This is a genomic window from Haladaptatus rarus (assembly GCF_054177585.1).
Genome location: NZ_JBPEHG010000006.1, coordinates 48,031 through 66,698 on the forward strand (window position 1 = coordinate 48,031; position 18,668 = coordinate 66,698).

Here is an 18,668-nt window from a genome sequence, read left to right on the forward strand (position 1 = left end):
ACGATGACATCCCCGTCGAGCCGTCGGGAGTTTCTGGCTGCCATCAGTACGACGACAGGCATTACATGTCTTTCCGGATGTCTTTCAGGTGGGCTTCCGGGAAGTGGGAGAAACGTAGACCAGACGCTCTATATCGGTGCCTATCATTGGGGATTCGTTCTTCTCGACGCCGATGGTAACGAACACGATCAGTTAGTTCTCGACCGCGGTACCACGATCCGTCTCGTCGCGTTCAATACCAACGCGGAGCAAGCACTCGAAAAACTGCCCCCGTCTGTGCAGAACGCGATGCCAGAACACCACGAACTAGAGGAACGCAACGAAGATCGAATACCGCACCCCCAGAACGGTGATATGCACGAGTTACTGGACGAGGCAAATGAGCGGTACCCGAATCACAGCATCGCCGTGATGCCGTCTGGAGGGAACCACATGGGTGGAGGAATGTGGGACGGAATGATGATGCATCCACTTGCACTTCCGCGTAATGCGACGCGACCGCGAGCAGCTACTATGACGGCCTCTCGGCGAGGCGACTATACGCTTAGCTGTATGACCAACTGTGGCTACGGGCACGCCTATATGGATCTCGACGGCGCGATCGTCATCAGATGACTAAAAGATGGGAGTGATGTGGTACGCACCCTTGCTCACGCAGCGCAGTTGTTCGGGCCGAGTTCGAGTTCGGTCGCTTCGCCCTCGTCGTCGACGGATTCTTTTCCGGTGTTGATCGCGATGACTGATTCGTAGTTCGGTGGTTTCTCCGGAGCGTTTTCGGTCAGTCGCTGGACGAACGCGTCTTTATCGAGTTGCAGGAGGTCGAGTTCCTCGCGCAGATCACCGAGGCGGGCCGTGAGTGGTTCTCCCGGTGAACTATTCTCGTACCGACCGTCGCTCGTGACAGTGAGGTGTCCTGGCAGTATCGTAGTGTCGTCCGGCAAGTCGAGGATGGTTTCGTGGAGGGAATCGTACAGCATCTCGGCTCCACGCGATGCGTCAGCCTCTCCGAACTGGAGTTCAGTTCGCCCTACCGAATCGACGAACAACGTATCACCCGTCAGGAGTACTTCGCCGTCTACGAGGTAGTTCATCATCTCCGACGTGTGACCGGGGGTGTGGAGTGCTTTGATCTCTACGCCGCCGACTTCGATGACTTCACCGTCCGACAACGGGTTGTATTCGTATTGGACGCCGCGTTCGCGCGCTGTCTCACCGAGGTGGTACGGAACACCGGTCTCTTCGGCGAGTGCCGGACTCCCGGAGATGTGGTCCGCGTGAACGTGCGTATCGAGTACTCGTTCGACAGCCAGTCCCGCATCTTGGGCAGCGACCTTGAACTGGTCGGTCTGTCTGGTCGCGTCGACGACTACGGCTTCTTCTGCCTCCTTCGAGCCGATGACGTAGCCGAGACAGCCCTTCGCCCGCCGCTGGATCTGTCGGACGACGAGATCGTCGTTGCTCGTCTCGATGGGGACGACCTCGTAGATTTTACTCCACTCTTCCATTCCCCCGGTAACGACCTCGACGTCGTCATAGCCGCGTTCGTCGAGTTCGAACCCGAATGGTGTCGAGGTCAATCCCTTCCCGCAAATGGCGATGACCGGTCGACCATCGACGAGGCCGTTCACCTCGTTCAACTGATCGTCGTTCAACCCCTCTTCCGGGTCGTATGGAACGTTCTCAGCGTCCCGGACGTGCCACGCCTCGTAGCTATCCTCCGGGCGCGTGTCGATGAGTGTGAACTCTTCGTCTGCGTCGATCTTGTCTGCGAGTTGCTCCGCAGTGATGTTTTTGACCATCGTATCTCACCTGTAGTGTTCGCGTCTGGTGTCGTCCGCGTTGGTTTTCTGTGTCCGTCTGTGCTTCGTGACCATCATCGGTAGCGGTTTCGGCCCTCTTCGGGAAAGACATCTCCTCGTGGAATCATGGCCGTCTCACAGTACGCGTCCCCGTTATCGTAGTCGACACCTGGCTGGATGAACGGATACGGACCGTCGGCGGGTGTGTTCTGTGCGTGGCCGCCGTCATCGGCTGTCTCGACCAGCCCGGCAACCTCGTAATCGACTGGTGAGTGTTCTTCGAGGTACTCGGCGATAACGTCCACCGGAATCGTCTCATCGTCGACGTCCACATCCTGAAACGGGAAACCGCAGTTGCCGAGGTCTCGCTCCGGGTCGCCGGGGCGACGGAATGTTGCCACCGAATACGTCTCTTCGGGGTCGATCGGATCGCCGTCGATCCGCATCTCGACGAGTCTGCGGTCACGCTTGGCAGTCGGATCGATGGTTACCTCGACGTTCGAGGAGTAGTTCCGGACGCGACCGTCTTCCTGGTCGTAGGGGTACGGCGTGAAGTTGTCCACGAGGAAGTCTTCCATGTGGCTCGTAAGTTGTTGACCGTAGGCGACACCGCGTGCGACGGGTGTCGCCATCGGGAAGAACGTGTACACCTGTCCGAGGGTAATCTCCCCTGGTGGGATGGCGGTTCCGTACCGAAACCCATGCGAGACTGCCAGGTCGGTGTCGAAGTGCTCCCGAAGCGCGTCGTTGAATAGCGTATTCCAGGCACTCTCCAGGAACGACTGCCGATAGAGTGGGTTCTCCGTGCGCCCGACGACTGTATCTAGGGGACGGTCGAGGGTTCCGGCTCCTCGCTCGAACTGCGGATCGTCCTCGAAGAACGGCGCACGGACGCTTTCGACCATCTCCATCGCATTCGGGTCCGGTTCTGGGGTACGGTCGTTGTTCTCGGTCAGACAGTAGAGGTGATGACGGAACTGCACCTCTCCGTCTTGGATTCGGAGGTCTACGCGTCCGAGGGCTTCTCCCATTCCAGATTCAACGACGACTGTCTCCGTTTCCTCGACGACGATCGGTTCGTACGTGTACTCGTGCGTGTGGGCGCTGAACATCACATCCACACTCGAACAATCCTTTGCGGCTTGCACCATCCAGGGAAGACCGATCTCGGTAACTGCAACGACGACGTCTGCCCCATCGTCGCGGGCAGCCTGTGCGGACTCTTCGAGGAGGGCTGGATGCTTGCCGAATCGGTATTTCCCCTCGTAGAAGGCGGGAGCCATTCGGTCGACGTAGACGTTCGTCATCCCGACGACGCCCACCGAAAGGCCACCGATATCGAGAATTTTGTATGGATCGTATAGTCGGTCGTTCGTCTCCCGATCGTAGAGATTGTTGGCGAGGACGGATGCGTCGAGTCCGTCCATCAGCTCTACGAAATTCCCGTCTTCTGCGGCCTCGTTCGAGTAGTCCCAGTTGCCGGGAACGTAGACGTCGGGGTCAATGTGCTCGTTGATCGGGTCGAGCATTGCCCGCCCATCAGTATACGTCGTGACAGCAGACCCGTGGAACGTATCACCGCTCATCAGGGTACACATCTCGTTTCCGTCGCGGAGTTCGTCGAGTTTGGTTGCAAGCACCGGGATACCACCACCACGCTTGATAACTCGGTCGTCAGCTCCGAAATCGAAATTTGGTCTCGACGTTGGATTATCGTAGTAGACCTGGTATCGTGGCGTCAACTGACCATGCAAGTCGCTAACGTGTGCGAACACGAGGTCAGGTTCGCCGTTCTCGGGCCCACTGCGACTACCATCGAGGTGTCGCCACTCGGCCATGTGTGACTCATCCCGGTTCATACTGACGCGAGTCATAATTCGAGGTCTATCCCTTCAAAGATTGTGGGCAGTATTCGAAATACCGTTCAGGACAAATTGCGAGCGCATATACCGACGAAGGAGTGGGTGATCGAGGGGAGATGCACGTGGCTGGATTAAAAGACAAATTCGAGAGGTGGTCTCGTTTCGATTACTAGGATTCTATAGCGACAGTGCGTTCTGTTCTGAACAACAACAAACGTGTGTCGGGAGTGCGTACGGATAACCAGACTAATGGTGCATATGTCTCATGAGTTGGTGATGTATCGATGACGAACAACTGGATAATGACCGGGCTCTCTACGGTCGTCATACTGTTTGCATCCGTCGTTCACGGCATCGCTGGGTTCGGCTTCGCCCAGGTGTCGATGGGATTGATGCCACTGTTTCGGTCGCCTTCGAGTGCATCGATCATCTTCACGGCGACCGCAGTCGTGAGCAACGGTCGTGTCTGGTGGAGCGTTCGCGATGCCTTCGACTGGCGAAAGTGGATCGTCCCCGTCGCCGGTCTCGCCGTTGGGATGCCGCTGGGAATCTACGTGTTCGACCAGTTCAACAAGGCACAGATGCGCGTCGCCATCGGTGTCGTTCTCGTACTAGCCGTCATCATCGTCGGCGCGACCCAACAACTCGATGTCGTGACGGACTGGATCGAGGCACGGGACTACCGGCCAGGAAACTTCGTTGGTGCGACAGCGGGACTATTCGCAGGGATCTTCGGCGGTGCCGTCGCCGTCCCCGGCCCACCGATGATTATCTACGGGGCCTTTATGTCCGCCAGTGGATTTTGGAGTGACGAAGAGATGAAATCGGTGTTCACCGCCTTCTTCGGGACACTCATGCTGTACCGACTCGGGAGCCTCACGTATACGGGCGCGGTGACGACATCACTCATGATCGAGGCTGCATTCGCCATTCCGATGGTGTTCGTCGGGGCGTGGGTCGGTGTGTACATCTTCGACAATATTCCAGAGCGTATCTTCCAGTGGGTCGTTTTAGTGTTGCTGACCGTCAACGCCTTTGTCCTATTGTTCACGGCGGTGCCGGAACTCTGACCGTTCACAACTATTGGAGGCAGTAGACTCAAATCCAAAGTCCCTGTATCGCCTCGTTGTGCCATTTATATACGCTGGATTGTATCGCCTCGTTGTGCCATTTATATACGCTGGATTGTATCGGAGAGCAGTTGCCCAGCGAAGCTGTTGGCGAGTACAGCGGAGACCGACACCACCATCGCGATCATCGCAAACACCGGATGGACGAGTCCGGTCGTCGCTGCCGTAACACCGATTCCGTTGAGCGAAAACGCGGCGATGAGATTCTGTTTCGTCTTCCGGTAGCTCTCCGTTCCGATCTCGTAGGCATCCATCACACCGTCGATCCGGTCACCTATCAGTACGATATCTGCTGACTCGATGACAACGTCCGTTCCCGCACCGGTGGCGATACCGATATCTGCCTGCGTGAGTGCAGGGGCGTCGTTGATGCCGTCGCCAACCATTACCACCCTACTTCCCGCATCTTGTAGCTGAGCTATCTCGTCACGCTTTTCATCGGGGAGGACGCCCGCCATCACGCGCTCGATACCGACACCGTCGGCAACCGCCTTTGCGGTTCGTTCGTCATCACCGGTGATCATCACAGGTATGATTCCAGCGTCCCTGGTTCGTTCAATCGTCTCGTCGGCATCATCCTTGATCGTATCACCGATACCTATCACCCCGACTAGCGTTTCATTCTGAGTCACGCCAGAAACTGTACATCCTTGCCGCTGAAGTCGCTCGATTTCGTCCGCTGCGATAGAAATGTCGATCCCTTCGTCTTCGAGCCAGGCCGGCTTTCCGACAAGTATATCGTTGCCGTCGAGTGTCGCCATCACACCCTTCCCGGTCACGCTGTCGAACTCCTCTAGGTCGGAATAGTCGACACCACGTTTCCTCGTGTGGTCGATAATCGCATCGGCGAGTGGGTGTTCGCTGAATTCATCTGCACTCGCTGCCAGACGTAATACCTCATTCTTGTCATCCTCGAAAGCAATGACCTCGTTGACGGCGGGTTCACCGACGGTGATGGTACCGGTCTTGTCGAGAACGAGGTAGTCGATGTCCTTGAATATCTGGAAGGCATCGCCGCTCCGCATCAAGATGCCACGAGCTGCGGCCTTTCCGCCACCTCGAATCAAAGCGAGCGGCGTCGCCATCCCGAGCGCACAGGGATACCCCAGGACGAGCACAGCAAGCATCGCGAACGTGCCTCGCTGTATGTTCGAGGCGACTCCAAACGGTCCCTTCGTCCAGAGCACAGGCACGACGAGCCAAAATAAGAAGGCGAACACGGCGATCGTGAGGACGCCTGGGACGAAATACGTGAGAATCTGATCCGCGAGCTGGATGATTCCTGGTTTCATCGCTCGCGCTTCCTCTATTTCTCGGGCGACCTGATTCAAGAAGGCGTCCTCCCCGATGGTGGTTACTTCGAGGAGGAGTGTCCCAGTCTGATTGATACTCCCGCCGATCACCTCGTCACCTGGGTGCATTTCTTTGGGGAGGGGCTCGCCGGTGGCTACCGACTCGTCGACCGTCGATTCACCATTGACTATCTTACCGTCGCCTGGGATTTTCTCCCCGGGTTTGACCCGCACTTGGTCACCTGCCACGAGGTCACTGACGGCAACTTCCTCGATATCACCATTCTTCGTCACGCGACGAGCCGTATCTGGTTGCAGATCTAGTAAACTCTGTACTGCTTGAGATGCACGGGTTCGAACGAGGAGGCTTGTGTACTCGGAGAGGATATGATAGGTGGTGATGAAGACAGAGACGGCAAAAAAGTGAACGGTCGGGAACGAAGGAAAGACGAACAGACCGAGGAAACCGCCGAACAAGCCTGCAAACGCACCTGCCTCGAGAAGGACGTGTTGGTTGAGAATACCGCGACGCAGGCTGTTGTAGGCTTTCTCGACGATGTAGTGACCTGGGCCGAACATCGTGCCCAGTGCGAGTACGAGCGTGAGCAAATCCATCCAGCGGCTCTGTGATTCGAACGAGCCCCGGACGAAGATCATCCACAGCATCAGTACGGCGGTGAGGATTGAGGCGCCACCAGCAAGGAGGAGTCGTCGCTCTCCATTAGTGAGTTCCGCCTGCTGTTCCTCGAATCGTTTCTGCTTGTCCGGGTCGCGGATCGTGTAACCCAGATCTCGAAGCGTGTTTTTCAATTCGACCTCGCTCAACTGCTCGTCGTCGTACCGCACGAGTACTTCTTCGTGGGCGAGGCTCACGTTCACCTCCTCGACGCCTTCGGTACGATGGTATGCCTTTTCGATGCTCTCTGCGCAGAACGAACAGGTCATGCCGCCGACGTTGAACTGGTTCTGCGTCGTCCCCATCCCGATTTTGCGTTGTCGTGCGACGCCCATAACCATTATCACAGGTAGAGTGGCGCTATCGATTATCTCAGCTCAAAGTCGGCTTCGTTTGTTCTTTTTTCTGTTGTCGAACCCCTCGTCCGTCGGATGATTCTGTTCGAACCCAATGAGCCGATCCGGAAGGCCGTGACGATAGACAAAAATGAAAGCAAACGTCTTCGAGAACGCTGTACGAGCGAAAACTCTCGACATACTCGTCGGGGAGGAGAAGCTTCAAAAATACCGGATACGATTTCACTGTCGAACCAATCAGCTTCTATGGGTGTTCTTCAATAATCATCGTCCTGAGATGGCCATTGTCGTGCATCAGACTCGACGAGCCCAAGGAGCGTCCGCCGTCGCTCGTCGAGATCGTCGAGCGATGTTGTGAATTCCTCGTCAGAGACGGTCGAAATTCCGACATCACGGAGGGAAGCAAGATCAGGGGAGGGCGGGGAACGTTCTGCAGGCTCGATGAACGAAGTATGAAGCGTATCAAGGTAACTCTCGACGCTTGAGCGTGCATTTTTGAGAATCACACTACTAGGCTGTGATCGTTCAGGGATTCCAAATTTTAGCACCGTCAAGGTATCGTCGAGGATTGCGACACCGACCACTGGCGCCTGTTCGGGTTGCCTGCTGTAAAAGTAATGGAGAATCGGATACGCCTTATGATTCGATGTGAGAGTGTTGAGCTGCGAAACAAATGTATTCAGAGATAATTCGAGCCCGCGGAATCCTTCGCCGTTCCAGCTTGTTCGAATAATCTCTTCGCTCTGCATGCCGAGTCCGGTTACATCACTAGCGAATGCACGTTTCTGGGTGACAGCATCGAGAACTGAGAGAATGTATGTGACGCTCAGTGTCACGAAAAGAAGCCCACTACCCGTCGTGAGCGCAGTGGCAAGCTGCCAGACGCCATCTTGAGGAACGAAATCCCCTGTTCCGAGCGTGAATAGTGTATATCCCGTGAAATAGATTCTATCGATCCACGAGATGGAACCCCGGTTAAGGGTGTCAATGAGAGCACCTTCCGCACCGGCGAAGATCAGTGTCCAACCACCCCAGAGCAGTAGTATCCACATTGAAAGACCAGTAATAAAGATGATGGGACCTGCGAGACTGAGTAACAGTGAGTTTTCATCACCTATTTTCCGTAGCAAACGCCACATCCATGCCATCAATCGAGAGGTGAGTGGACCAGCACCTCCTTCGACCCAGACTGTCGTCCACAGAAGATCGACGACGACAGTACCAAGAAAGACGACACCCAGAGTAAAATACACGAGACTCATGTTATCCCGTCCTTAGAGATAAACGATATACTGCCATCTTCGTCCGCGTCTCACAAGATCTAACTGAGGAATCCATGTCTCGATGTCCTGTTACTATTCACGAAGAATTGTTCTTTTGGCTGTATCACATACTGTCTATTGGGATTCCTGTATCCATGGGACCACTCGACCTTCTCCCCGTCTTGTAAGGTAAGGTTTTACGGCTATTTCTCGGTAGTACATCTCTCGTGTTCTAACAAAGTGAAGACGGGTGCCTATATTTATGTCACTCGCTAACGGTAGACATGGATGGACGTCAGAGAGCCACTCAGATGATGCTCAGAGAATGACGATGAACACGATAAATACGAACGATTCGACAACCCGACAATACGGAGCCGCGATCGCACTCGTTTCTGGCTTGTACTCGCTCGTTGCCGCAACCAATGGCAGTGGGATGATGGGGTCGAACAGTGGACTTCTCATGACCATTCTCGGCATTTTTGTCGTGATACACGGCGTCGTCTTGCTGACGCCCTACGCCAGTCGTCTCGGAAATGCGAGCGGTCCACTGATGGTCGGCTACTCGCTGCTGATGTTGCTCAATCAGATTCTCGTCGGAACCACCGGAAGCATGAACTGGGGGATGGGTGGAGGAATGGGAACCGGGATGGACGGTGGAATGGATTCGAGTATGACCACCGGAATGGGTTGGGATCTGGGGATGGTTGCTCTCGCAGTATTGATGCTAATAAGTGGTATCATCATGACAAACCAGCGCGACGGTAACTCCGGGATGTGAACGGTGTTCAATGTTCAAACGATAGGGTATTCGACTCGATTCTTCTTTTGAAGAAGAGGAGTTCCTTGTTGGTGTGGTCGTAGAGCTTTTCCTTCCCGTCGAGGACGGTGGTGAACAGCCACTTCAACGCACGCCCTTGGCGATTGTTCGGGAAATCCATCCAGACAGCGTGTGACATCCGGGTTCCATCATCCGTTTCCTCGAGACGAATCGTCCCGCCTTCAGGAATCCGAGCAGTGATGAGACCACTGAGAACTGGATAATATGCTGTTCCTGCCCAGACCGCAACGTTCGGATGATCGATGTAGGGGAAACGACCATACAGATCGGCGTACATCCCAGCGACCTCCTCACGCTGGTGGAATGTCGCTCCCTCATGCGGGCGATTGTCGGGCGTGTCGTATTCGAGTCCGTAATGTTCCTCGGGATTCGACGCCGTCCAGTGAACCGGGTCGGTCACGTACTCCCAGACCGCTTCGGGAGCAGCATCGATGACGACCTCTGCTTTGTCGGTTACATACATGAGATTGTCCCTTCTTTGTCTTATCGGGCGAATGCATTGTACAACCATGCGAAAGCGTACGCGAGGATGGAACTGATCACAGCTGCCTCGACCATGCCTGCCACCGTCCCGACAACGGTTGGTTCGAAGAACAGGTGCCACTGCGCCATCATCTCGACCGCACCCCCATAGACGCCGATTGCGCCGAACACACCGAGGAGGAGCATGACGACCGCAGAGACCATCGCCGCGGCGCCACCGAGTGCCAGCGCATCAAGCTTCATCGATTCGTGGGCAATCTCAGTTTCGTACTCTCCGCGGTTGGTGGTTGTGGTGCTCATGGTTGAAGATACGTTGGGCTCGTTCAATCAGATTTCTACTCATAATCGAAAGCATTGGTCGTCATGTCGATTCGTGGTAGAACCATCCTGAAGCAAAACGAGATGGCGGCTCGCAATTCCAGGGAAAAGCTCAGATTTAATAATATATAGATGAATGAAGATGAGGGGACCAGTTTATTAGCATCGGTTCGCAATTGGAAGAGAATATGGAACTTACTCGAAGAAATCAACACAGAAGCTGGAAATCGTCTTTCGATATGTGGGTGTAAAACGCCTGTTGTTTCATATCCTTAAGGGGAACTGGCAAAACCGATGCCAGTGATTATTCAGATATGGAAACCACTCTCGTCGATGGTATCCTCGAATCAGTACGGATAGGGGTCGGTTTCCTCTGGACTGCCGCGTGGGCGATCACCATGGGTCTGATGATCACGAGCCTTGTGCAGGTCTACGTCTCGAAAGAGCGGATGGCACGGCTTCTCGGGGACGACGACCTCGCCGGACTCGCGAAGGCGACCGTGTTCGGTGCCGCCAGCAGTGGCTGTAGCTTCGGTGCCGTCGCTATCGCCAAGGGGCTCTTCAAGAAGGGAGCACACGCGGTCAACGTGCTCGCGTTTATGTTCGCCTCGACGAATCTTATCATTGAACTCGGATTGATGATTTTGATCTTCCTGGGCTGGGAGTTTCTCGTCGCGGAACTCCTCGGGGGACTCATTCTCATCGGGGTGATGGCGCTCATCGTCCACGTGACGCTTCCCGAGACTCTCTTCGATCAGGTTCGTGACGAACTCGATCAACGAGACCACGATCACGGTATAACCGAGGATCCAACGTGTGGGATGGAGGGCAAAGACGAATACTCGCTTGTGACTGACGGTGGTGAAACAGTAACATTTTGTTCTGCTGGATGCATGGAGACCTACCAGCGGGAGATTGCCAGTAGTGGTAGTTGGCGCGACGAACTGCTGACGTGGGGTGGCTGGTATAAGCTCGGGAATCAGTACCGCAAGGAGTGGTCGATGATCTGGAAAGATGTCGTCGCAGGATTTCTCATATCCGGATTCGTCATCGTCTTCGTCCCACAGTGGGTCTGGAACGGGCTCTTCCTTCAGGGAGATAGTTTGCTCGTCAGTGCCGAGAATGCGGTCATGGGTGTGACGATTGCCGTCATCAGCTTCGTCGGTAGCATCGGGAACGTTCCGTTCGCCGTCGCACTCTGGAGTGGCGGAATCAGTTTCGCAGGTGTCATCGCATTCGTCTACGCCGACCTCATCACGATACCAGTGCTGAACGTCTACCGCAAGTACTACGGCTGGAAGGTGATGCTGTACATCCTCGGTGTTTTTTTCGTTACGATGGCCTTCACCGGCTTTCTCATGGAGGTATTATTCGATGCGCTCGGCATCGTTCCGAACCTCGCTGGTGGGGAGACGGCCACCGAACAGACGTATTTCGAACTCAACTATACCTTTTATCTCAACATGATAGCGTTCGCCCTCTCGGGATTCTTCTTGTACGTCTACCGACGTGGACTCGGTGCACCTGGGCAGTACCGCGACCCCGTCTGTGGAATGCGGACTGACGACAGCGGCCCGAGCATTACCCATGACGGCGAGACCTATTACTTCTGCACTGACCGGTGCAAGGAGTCGTTCGAGAGTAACCCGGCCGAATTTTCGCAGACACACCAGCAGGCTGCAAGGACGGGAACCTCTCAAAGTCACGAACATCATTGAGCGATACATCCCGGCGTCTTCCCCATCGGACATCCTGCCATCGTCTCGAGCAGCGGTGTCAAATCTGGCACGAGGGTGTGTTGTAATCCATTTCATACCACTTCAGCGGCAAAGTCCTTCACACAGAAATTCTGACTTATGATTTGAAAGAAAAAGTGCAATAAATCACAACGACGTAGTAGAATCCATGGTGGTTGATGTCCTCTCATTCAAGTTGCTTGACCACGGCAATAACGGTTCACAGCAACACCCGTTACCGGAACAGCTCGCTCGGATTACGGACTGGGGCCTCTACGCGCTCATCACTGGCATCGTCCTCATGGGTTTTTCATTTCTAACGAATTCGGTTCCTGACCCGTCTTTTCCGTGGGCGACGCTCCCAGAGTCACTTCTACTTGCGTACACGCAACCGAGAATCGAACACTGGCCGGTCACGTACACCATCGGTTTGTGGCTAATCGTCTTCACCCTTCCATTCGTGCTGTTGAACGCCTATCACCGGTATAGACAGCGGCTATCGCTTCGCTCAAGTACGTGGCTCGCTGCGCTTCCCGCCACAACGATGCTCGGGTTCACCACCTACTGTCGATTCTTCTGGCCTAAACTGCATCCGTCAACGTGGAACGCTCCCTCGTACACCCTGGTCTGCTGGGGCTACTGCTCGACGTACGAACCGATTTGGAGTAATCTGGCTTACGCGATCGCATTCTTCGGGGTGGGTGCAACGTACCTTGCCTATCGGGATTCGTCATACGCGAAACACGCGCTGGCGATATTCGGAATATTCGCGTTTCCTCTCGGCATTCCCGCGCTCTATGATGCTCATCGTCGGAACGTCCGATAGAATGCGTTTCTTCAGAAACCTCTGCGACAATGGTCAGGGCTCGAACCACGACAGAGGAAGATACCGGCCCTGTACGCTTTCAGGGGTCGGAACCGTCCCGACCTCTTTCCAACCCTCGGACCGTCGCTGAAGCAACGTCCCTCGGTGTGTCGCGGCCAGAACATCGTCGTCGATCGCACACCATCCGATCGCAACTTCATCGGGGGTCGGCGACTCCACTCGTTCGAGGGTTCGGCCATCGTGGCACTCGAATAATGCGTGATCGGCTTCTTCCCAGGACGAAGAGGAGCCAGGTGCACCGCCAGCGTAGATAATGCCGTCGTGGGCGAATGCCTCGCGGAAGTACCGCTGGCGGTGGTTTCTGTCCAGCCGAACCCACGTTCGACCGACGTCAGTGGAGCGATACAACCCGCTGCCGGTCGAGGCAACCATGGTCTCGCTGTCCGCCATCGTGATGTGATGAATGTCGTCCGTGTGCGGTGCGTCGAACCCATCGATACACCTGGTCGTCCAGGTCTCCCCACTGTCGTCGCTGACGTGGATTCCGCCCACCTCGACACCGGCGATGATTCGATCTGGCGCTCCCTGATGCGTACAGAGGCTCCGGATCTGGGCCAGGCCGTCGTGGCGGGGGAGACCCCAGTCGATTCGCTCTCGCAACGCCTGGAATCCAGCGACCTCTTCCCAAGCCTGCTTGATGGACGGAAGGACTGGATCGTACTCGGCGACGAAGAGTCGGGCAGGTCGCGTCCCAGCGTATAGCCTGTCGCCCGACGGGCTGGCAGTGACTGCGTACACCTGCTCTTCTGGGAGCGAGAGCCTTGAGCACTCATTCCCATCAGGCGAGTAATACAGTCCCGATTTCGCGGTCACGAACAACCCCTCCAGCGCGTCGAACTGACGGACGCGAAACACCTGTTCAGCGTCGAGCACCTTCTCAGCAGTTGTTCCCCCCGGTTCATCGATGCCAGTGACCTTGTAGACACCGTCGTCGGTTCCTACGAAGAGCATGATTGTTGTTCGCTTAGCCCACGTCTTATCGGTTTTGAAACTTGACTGTCTATTTTGATGTCGTTTAATGGTTCCAAACGACGGAAGCGCAAAGTCGGATCCGTGCGACACGATGACTAGGCCTGAATCCAAAGCGTACGTCTCCAGTCTGGTATCCGATCGATCCAACCAGATATACGCTCTGCAGGCGAGTAATACCCATGACCGAAACTGGCAAAAACGAGTTTGTGGCCGAGGACTGGGCGACGCTACAGCGTCTACTGTACCGCGATTCTTGGAACGAGGAAATTGGACGCCATCGGTCCCCGTACGTGTTTCGCGGCATGACTGACACGAATCACAACCTCAAGACGTCACTCCAAAGGTTCGTTGGTGATTCCGGAAAGTGGGATCTTGAGGTTCACCTGCTTCGAAATTTCCGACAGTATGCACGCCAAGAAATCGACCAGCCCAAATCGCCGTTCCACCTCATGGCACTCGCGCAACATCACGGATTACCGACCCGGCTCCTTGACTGGACTTACTCTCCAGCAGTTGCGGCGTACTTCGCGACTGACGACCCGCCCGATTCTGACGGTGTGATATGGGCAGTCAATTACGAAGCAGCCCACGAAAAACTCCCCGACCACTTCCGCGAGTTTCTCGTTGAGTTGGGAACGAATATGTTCAATGCGGCGATGCTCTACGACCTCATGACACAAGTTATCGAGCGGTCAGCGGAAGACGACAGTCAGTTGGCCGACCGACGGACGCTTCCGATGCTCGATGTCAGAGACATCATCGAGGAATTTTCGAAGCAACGAGGAGATGACTACATCATCTTCTTCCAGCCACCGTCAATCGACCAACGAATCGTCAATCAGACAGCACTATTCTCAAGTATGGCTAATCCCCGGACGTCCATGGAGGAGTGGCTCGAACACCATCCGGAACTCTACTGGAAGGTCGTCATCCCCTCTGAGCGCAAACGGGAGTTTCGGGATAAGTTGGATCAGGCGAACATCAATCACCGTACGCTATTCCCCGATCTCGATGGTATTGCGACGTGGCTTAAGGATTATTACAGACCCAGTGAATCGGAGTGAACGTAAGTAGTTGTAGTGCGGCGTATTTCAGTACTTAAACTCAGTTTTCTCCGTCGCCACAAAAGGAGTCGAATGTCTCGACGAATTCGTCAGCGATGAACGTTCTCGTCCGAGAGAAACGTTTAGAACGGCCTATACACGTTCTCGGACGGTCTCCTACGTGGATTCACACCCATGGGGATAACTCGTGAGCCGTCCTACGAGTAATTGAGGAGAAGGACAATGACTAACTTCACAATCGGACGCTGGCTGCTCGTGGCGCTCGCACTCGTCGGACTCGCGCTCGCCAGTCCTGCCGTCAGCGCACACGACAACGAAACGACTGCAGACAACGCGCCCCCGTACGACGGAACCGCCGACCACTGGGCTGCCTGGATGGAAGGCCAAATGACCAACCACATGGGGTCAGGAGCCGTCGAGTGGATGGAAGCCCACATGGGTATGACCATCGACGAGATGGCTCAGGACATGGCTAACGGCGGCCACAACAACGGCGGGATGTACGGTCAAGGGCGGGGGTGCTAACCTCCCTAACCAACCTCTGTCGCCCGACTCAGAATCACTCACTCGCGCCAAACTGCACACGAATACGAATCCACACTGACCATGTTACAGATCACCAACACTCTGGCACGCACCGCCCGACGAACGACGTTACTCGTAATCCCCTTGCTCGCCGGAGCGACCGGGACGGCTGCCGCCAACCCCGGGGGAAGTTATGGTGGGGGAATGATGGATGGCGGGTGGGGACTTTTCGGCGGGGCGATGGGTCTCTGGGGAATCCTATGGATGGGCCTCCTGTTCGGTATTCCGATCTTCCTTGTCTATACGCTCGTGACGCATACCACGCGAAGAAAGGACGATTCTCTCTCGGCACTCCGTGAGCGCTACGCCCGTGGCGACCTCTCTGACGAGGAGTTCGAACGTCGCCGAGAGCAACTCGGAGGGTCAGGGTGAGACCGCAAACCGACAAACAGCGGCTGATCATGTAGAAGTTCTCTCGACCAAGCAAGTCTTAGCCGCCTCTCGTCTCTCTATCTCGAAACGTAGAGGTACCCAAGAACGGAGATGAACAACAGTTGGATAGCCTTGTCGAACAGTCCGAGTCGGAGATATGGCAATCCCATCTCTACCCAGAGAATCATCTGAGCGAGAGTGTAGGGAATCCCCAACACGTACAGCCAGCGCCGCTTCACACCGACAACGTACAACGCGATACCACCGAAAAATCCGACACCTGCGAGCAGCAATGGTGCACCGCCATACCCCAATCCTTTATAGACGTGTATTGCACCGGTGATCGCGGCGAGTATGAGCGCGAACCACTGGATAGCATCAACTCTGTTCCCACTCAACGATTGCTTAGCTGCTGTCGCCATCAGTGCTCACCTCCGTTTCGAAGGGCGGTCTTCGTCACCACATTGAGTTCCTGCAACTTCGTTCGGACACGCGATGGGAGATGGTTCGAAGGTGATCTCAGCCCTGGTTGGTCGTGGATATCAGGATTCCCGACAACGATGCTTCCGATCATCCCCATCTGTTCGTGTGGTGGGCAGTAATAATCGTAGATCCCCTCGATTTCGAACGTCCTCGAAAACGTTCCACTCGTCATTGCGCCACTATCCCATGGTTTTGCACCCTTAGGAATCCGTTTTGGCTTTCCCTGGATATCCGGGTGGTACGCGACGACAGCGTGTCGTCCAGACTTGGATTTCCACGTCACCGTCCCACCCTTTTTGACGTGGACGACGTGCGGATGGAAGTGGTTGCGATTTTCGGTCAAGTACTTCGAGAGCCCCAACTCACCCGTGAGCACATCGATGATACTGCCATTGGTTGCCATCGTCACTGTGGCATGGTCAGTAGCCTTTCCGATACTGCTGTGACTATCACCGTGCCCGTCTTCGTGGTCAGTTCCTTCATCGTGGCCACCACCGTCATCGTGGCCATGTCCATCATCATGACCTCCGTCCGACCCATGACCGTGACCTCCATCAGTGGTCGTACTACCGTGACCACTTGTCGTCGTTCCACTATGATGGCCCGTCTCGGTCTCGTCGTGACCGTGGCTTTCCTGCGTGGTCGTTGTCGTCTCATCACCATGGGCAGCCACGCTTGTTACACCCACCCCTGAGAAGACCGCGATACTCGTGAGTTTCAGCATCTCTCTTCGATTACGCGATTTTTGCGGGGACATTGCGTAAGTCGGCAGACGCAGTGGACGAACAAAAGGTAGATAGACCTTTTTCACAGGATTTAACCACTCCTCATGTTTTAAGCTGTATAGATAATATATAAATAATTGAGAAAGTAAATAGTAATTATGTTATACGTATCGTACGACGCGAGCCATGCCTGAATCGAGGTGATAGAGGTTGTGACAGTGGAATAGCCAGTCACCAGGATTGTCAGCGAAGAAATCAAACGTCACGGACCCCATATGCCCAGGCACGATTACCGTGTCTTTCATCGCATCCCCGACTCGGAAGAAGTGACCGTGGAGATGCATCGGATGCAACACTGGACTTCGATTCGACAGGCGAACGCGTACGTGGTCTCCCTTCTGTATCTGGAGTGGATCGGCTTCCGGATATGCCTGACCGTCGATCAACCACTTGTATGACTGACCTCTTCCCCGTGACAGTGTCAAGTCGAACGTCCGGTCCGGACTCCCGTTCAGGTTGGACGGAAGGTTCTTCGCACGGAGATCGCCGTAACGAAGGGTTCGACCACCAAAATCGGGTTGCTCCGGTGATTGTGAACCTTTCTGTCCTTTATACTGAATGACGGCACTCGCTGGCCGTTCGTTGCCATCGACGGCTCGGCCTTGTATCTCCCACGTCCCGGGATTCGTCGCTTCGAGAATCGCATCGTATCGCTCACCGGCACCGAAGACGAACGAATCGACCTTTACCGGCTCGACGGGGCGACCGTCGGTGTGCGATATCGTCAACTGGTGACCAGCGGCGCCAACTCGAAATGCCGTTGCGCTGCTCGCATTGATAAAACGCAAACGTACTCGCTCTCCATCGGTAACGTCGAACGTCGCTGGTTGTTCCGGAAGCTGGCCATTGATCAATAGCCCTTCATACGGTGGTCGCTGGTCACCCATCATGCCACCACCACGTCCACCACCGCCACCACTTTGACCGTCTTGACCACCCTGACCGCTTCCCATTCCTCCACCATCTTGACCGCCTCCCATACCACCCATCATCCCGCCACCGGACGACCCGCTCGGTAACTCCGGTGGTTGGGTCAGGTAATCGTCGAAGAGGAGGGTGTACTCTCGGTCGTAATCGACATGGGAATTCTTCTCTTCGATGATGAAGGGAGCGTACAGTCCACGGTCGAGTTGAAGCCCGACGTGACTGTGGTAGAAGTACGTTCCTGCCGGTTCGGCACGAAACTTGTACGAGTACGTTGAGTTCGGTTGAATCGGCTTTTGCGTAACATTCGGAACCCCGTCCATCGGATTCGAGACCGGGACGCCGTGCCAGTGGATCGTCGTTTCCTCGGGAAGTTGATTCTGGAGGTCGACGCGAGCGACATCCCCCTCTGTAAGGCGGAGTTCGTTGCCGGGGAACGAGCCGTTGTAGAGCCAATTTCGTGTCGATGTATCTTCTGGCGTAACCGTCGCAGGAGCGGTCGTCAATTTCGTTCGTTTGTCTGCCGTTTTCGACACCGTCGGTCGCGGTGTGACAGTGTTCTCGTCGTCGCCTGATTGGAGTGTATCCGATGTACAACCAGCGATACTACCGAGTCCGATAGCCCCGAGTCCACGGATGTAGGCACGCCTGGAGGGGTTCGATACGGGGTCGGTCATCGTCAGGTCGTACGTGATGGACACGGATAAAGTGCAGTATTGGGGGGAGCGCGAACACCTCTTACAGCCCCACTCACGCATGATGGAGAGAGCAAAGAATTAGTAACCTACCTTGGCACCAGGCTTTGAGACACTCACAATGTGTTTCTGAAGTGTCTGACTCGT

General features: G+C 55.3%; 18 protein-coding genes. 8 read left to right on the forward strand and 10 right to left on the reverse strand.

Annotated elements, in window-relative coordinates; genetic code table 11:
* Window positions 1-3 precede the first annotated feature (3 nt).
* Window positions 4-615, forward strand: a complete 612-nt coding sequence (locus tag ACR3FE_RS14675) for a hypothetical protein (RefSeq protein WP_458207903.1) — start codon at window positions 4-6, stop codon at window positions 613-615.
* A 35-nt stretch (window positions 616-650) separates the two neighbouring features.
* On the opposite strand, the gene ACR3FE_RS14680 is transcribed toward ACR3FE_RS14675, so the two are convergent.
* Window positions 651-1,799, reverse strand: a complete 1,149-nt coding sequence (locus tag ACR3FE_RS14680) for an MBL fold metallo-hydrolase (RefSeq protein ID WP_458207904.1) — start codon at window positions 1,797-1,799, stop codon at window positions 651-653.
* Between the two features lie 74 nt (window positions 1,800-1,873).
* Complete coding sequence (locus ACR3FE_RS14685; protein ID WP_458207905.1) at window positions 1,874-3,658, reverse strand: bifunctional metallophosphatase/5'-nucleotidase; 1,785 nt, start codon at window positions 3,656-3,658, stop codon at window positions 1,874-1,876.
* 287 nt (window positions 3,659-3,945) lie between these two features.
* Here ACR3FE_RS14685 and ACR3FE_RS14690 point away from each other — a divergent pair, with 287 nt between their 5' ends.
* Entirely contained in the window at window positions 3,946-4,731 is a 786-nt protein-coding gene (locus ACR3FE_RS14690) for a sulfite exporter TauE/SafE family protein (protein WP_458207906.1), read from the forward strand.
* A gap of 101 nt (window positions 4,732-4,832) precedes the next feature.
* Here the strand turns inward: ACR3FE_RS14690 and ACR3FE_RS14695 are convergent, their stop codons facing one another.
* Together ACR3FE_RS14695 and ACR3FE_RS14700 are read right to left on the reverse strand one after the other, a co-directional pair.
* Complete coding sequence (locus ACR3FE_RS14695) at window positions 4,833-7,064, reverse strand: heavy metal translocating P-type ATPase (protein ID WP_458208185.1); 2,232 nt, start codon at window positions 7,062-7,064, stop codon at window positions 4,833-4,835.
* 308 nt (window positions 7,065-7,372) lie between these two features.
* Entirely contained in the window at window positions 7,373-8,377 is a 1,005-nt protein-coding gene (locus ACR3FE_RS14700) for a potassium channel family protein (RefSeq protein WP_458207907.1), read from the reverse strand.
* A gap of 331 nt (window positions 8,378-8,708) precedes the next feature.
* Between ACR3FE_RS14700 and ACR3FE_RS14705 the strand changes: the two genes are divergently transcribed.
* On the forward strand, window positions 8,709-9,158 hold the full coding sequence (locus ACR3FE_RS14705; RefSeq protein ID WP_458207908.1) for a hypothetical protein: 450 nt from the start codon (window positions 8,709-8,711) through the stop codon (window positions 9,156-9,158).
* A 7-nt stretch (window positions 9,159-9,165) separates the two neighbouring features.
* On the opposite strand, the gene ACR3FE_RS14710 is transcribed toward ACR3FE_RS14705, so the two are convergent.
* Window positions 9,166-9,681 (reverse strand): SRPBCC family protein, encoded by a 516-nt coding sequence (locus tag ACR3FE_RS14710; RefSeq protein WP_458207909.1) that lies wholly within the window; start codon window positions 9,679-9,681, stop codon window positions 9,166-9,168.
* Window positions 9,682-9,701: 20 nt separating this feature from the next.
* Window positions 9,702-10,001 (reverse strand): hypothetical protein, encoded by a 300-nt coding sequence (locus ACR3FE_RS14715; protein WP_458207910.1) that lies wholly within the window; start codon window positions 9,999-10,001, stop codon window positions 9,702-9,704.
* Between the two features lie 332 nt (window positions 10,002-10,333).
* On the opposite strand from ACR3FE_RS14715, the gene ACR3FE_RS14720 reads away from it, so the two are divergent.
* Both ACR3FE_RS14720 and ACR3FE_RS14725 read left to right on the forward strand, forming a co-directional pair.
* Window positions 10,334-11,737: a permease gene (locus tag ACR3FE_RS14720; RefSeq protein WP_458207911.1), complete on the forward strand. Its 1,404-nt coding sequence runs from the start codon at window positions 10,334-10,336 to the stop codon at window positions 11,735-11,737.
* Between the two features lie 187 nt (window positions 11,738-11,924).
* Window positions 11,925-12,581, forward strand: a complete 657-nt coding sequence (locus tag ACR3FE_RS14725) for a hypothetical protein (protein WP_458207912.1) — start codon at window positions 11,925-11,927, stop codon at window positions 12,579-12,581.
* Between the two features lie 33 nt (window positions 12,582-12,614).
* Here the strand turns inward: ACR3FE_RS14725 and ACR3FE_RS14730 are convergent, their stop codons facing one another.
* Window positions 12,615-13,592 (reverse strand): WD40/YVTN/BNR-like repeat-containing protein, encoded by a 978-nt coding sequence (locus ACR3FE_RS14730; RefSeq protein WP_458207913.1) that lies wholly within the window; start codon window positions 13,590-13,592, stop codon window positions 12,615-12,617.
* A 200-nt stretch (window positions 13,593-13,792) separates the two neighbouring features.
* Between ACR3FE_RS14730 and ACR3FE_RS14735 the strand changes: the two genes are divergently transcribed.
* The 3 genes from ACR3FE_RS14735 to ACR3FE_RS14745 all read left to right on the forward strand — a co-directional run bounded on the left by ACR3FE_RS14735 (window position 13,793) and on the right by ACR3FE_RS14745 (window position 15,634).
* Window positions 13,793-14,677 carry an FRG domain-containing protein gene (locus tag ACR3FE_RS14735; protein ID WP_458207914.1) on the forward strand — a complete coding sequence of 295 codons (885 nt, stop codon included), beginning with the start codon at window positions 13,793-13,795 and terminating at the stop codon, window positions 14,675-14,677.
* Between the two features lie 222 nt (window positions 14,678-14,899).
* Window positions 14,900-15,202, forward strand: a complete 303-nt coding sequence (locus ACR3FE_RS14740) for a hypothetical protein (protein ID WP_458207915.1) — start codon at window positions 14,900-14,902, stop codon at window positions 15,200-15,202.
* Between the two features lie 81 nt (window positions 15,203-15,283).
* A complete protein-coding gene (locus ACR3FE_RS14745; RefSeq protein WP_458207916.1) occupies window positions 15,284-15,634 on the forward strand; it encodes an SHOCT domain-containing protein in 351 nt (116 codons plus the stop codon).
* A gap of 77 nt (window positions 15,635-15,711) precedes the next feature.
* Here the strand turns inward: ACR3FE_RS14745 and ACR3FE_RS14750 are convergent, their stop codons facing one another.
* The 3 genes from ACR3FE_RS14750 to ACR3FE_RS14760 form a co-directional block, all read right to left on the reverse strand.
* The gene (locus tag ACR3FE_RS14750) at window positions 15,712-16,056 is read right to left on the reverse strand and encodes a DUF7475 family protein (RefSeq protein ID WP_458207917.1); all 345 of its coding nucleotides are present in this window, start codon (window positions 16,054-16,056) and stop codon (window positions 15,712-15,714) included.
* Entirely contained in the window at window positions 16,056-16,841 is a 786-nt protein-coding gene (locus ACR3FE_RS14755; protein WP_458207918.1) for a plastocyanin/azurin family copper-binding protein, read from the reverse strand. The genes ACR3FE_RS14750 and ACR3FE_RS14755 overlap by 1 nt, the downstream gene beginning before the upstream one ends.
* Before the next feature lie 162 nt (window positions 16,842-17,003).
* Window positions 17,004-18,503, reverse strand: coding sequence for a multicopper oxidase family protein (locus tag ACR3FE_RS14760; RefSeq protein WP_458207919.1), 1,500 nt, complete (start codon window positions 18,501-18,503; stop codon window positions 17,004-17,006).
* Window positions 18,504-18,668: the final 165 nt, after the last annotated feature.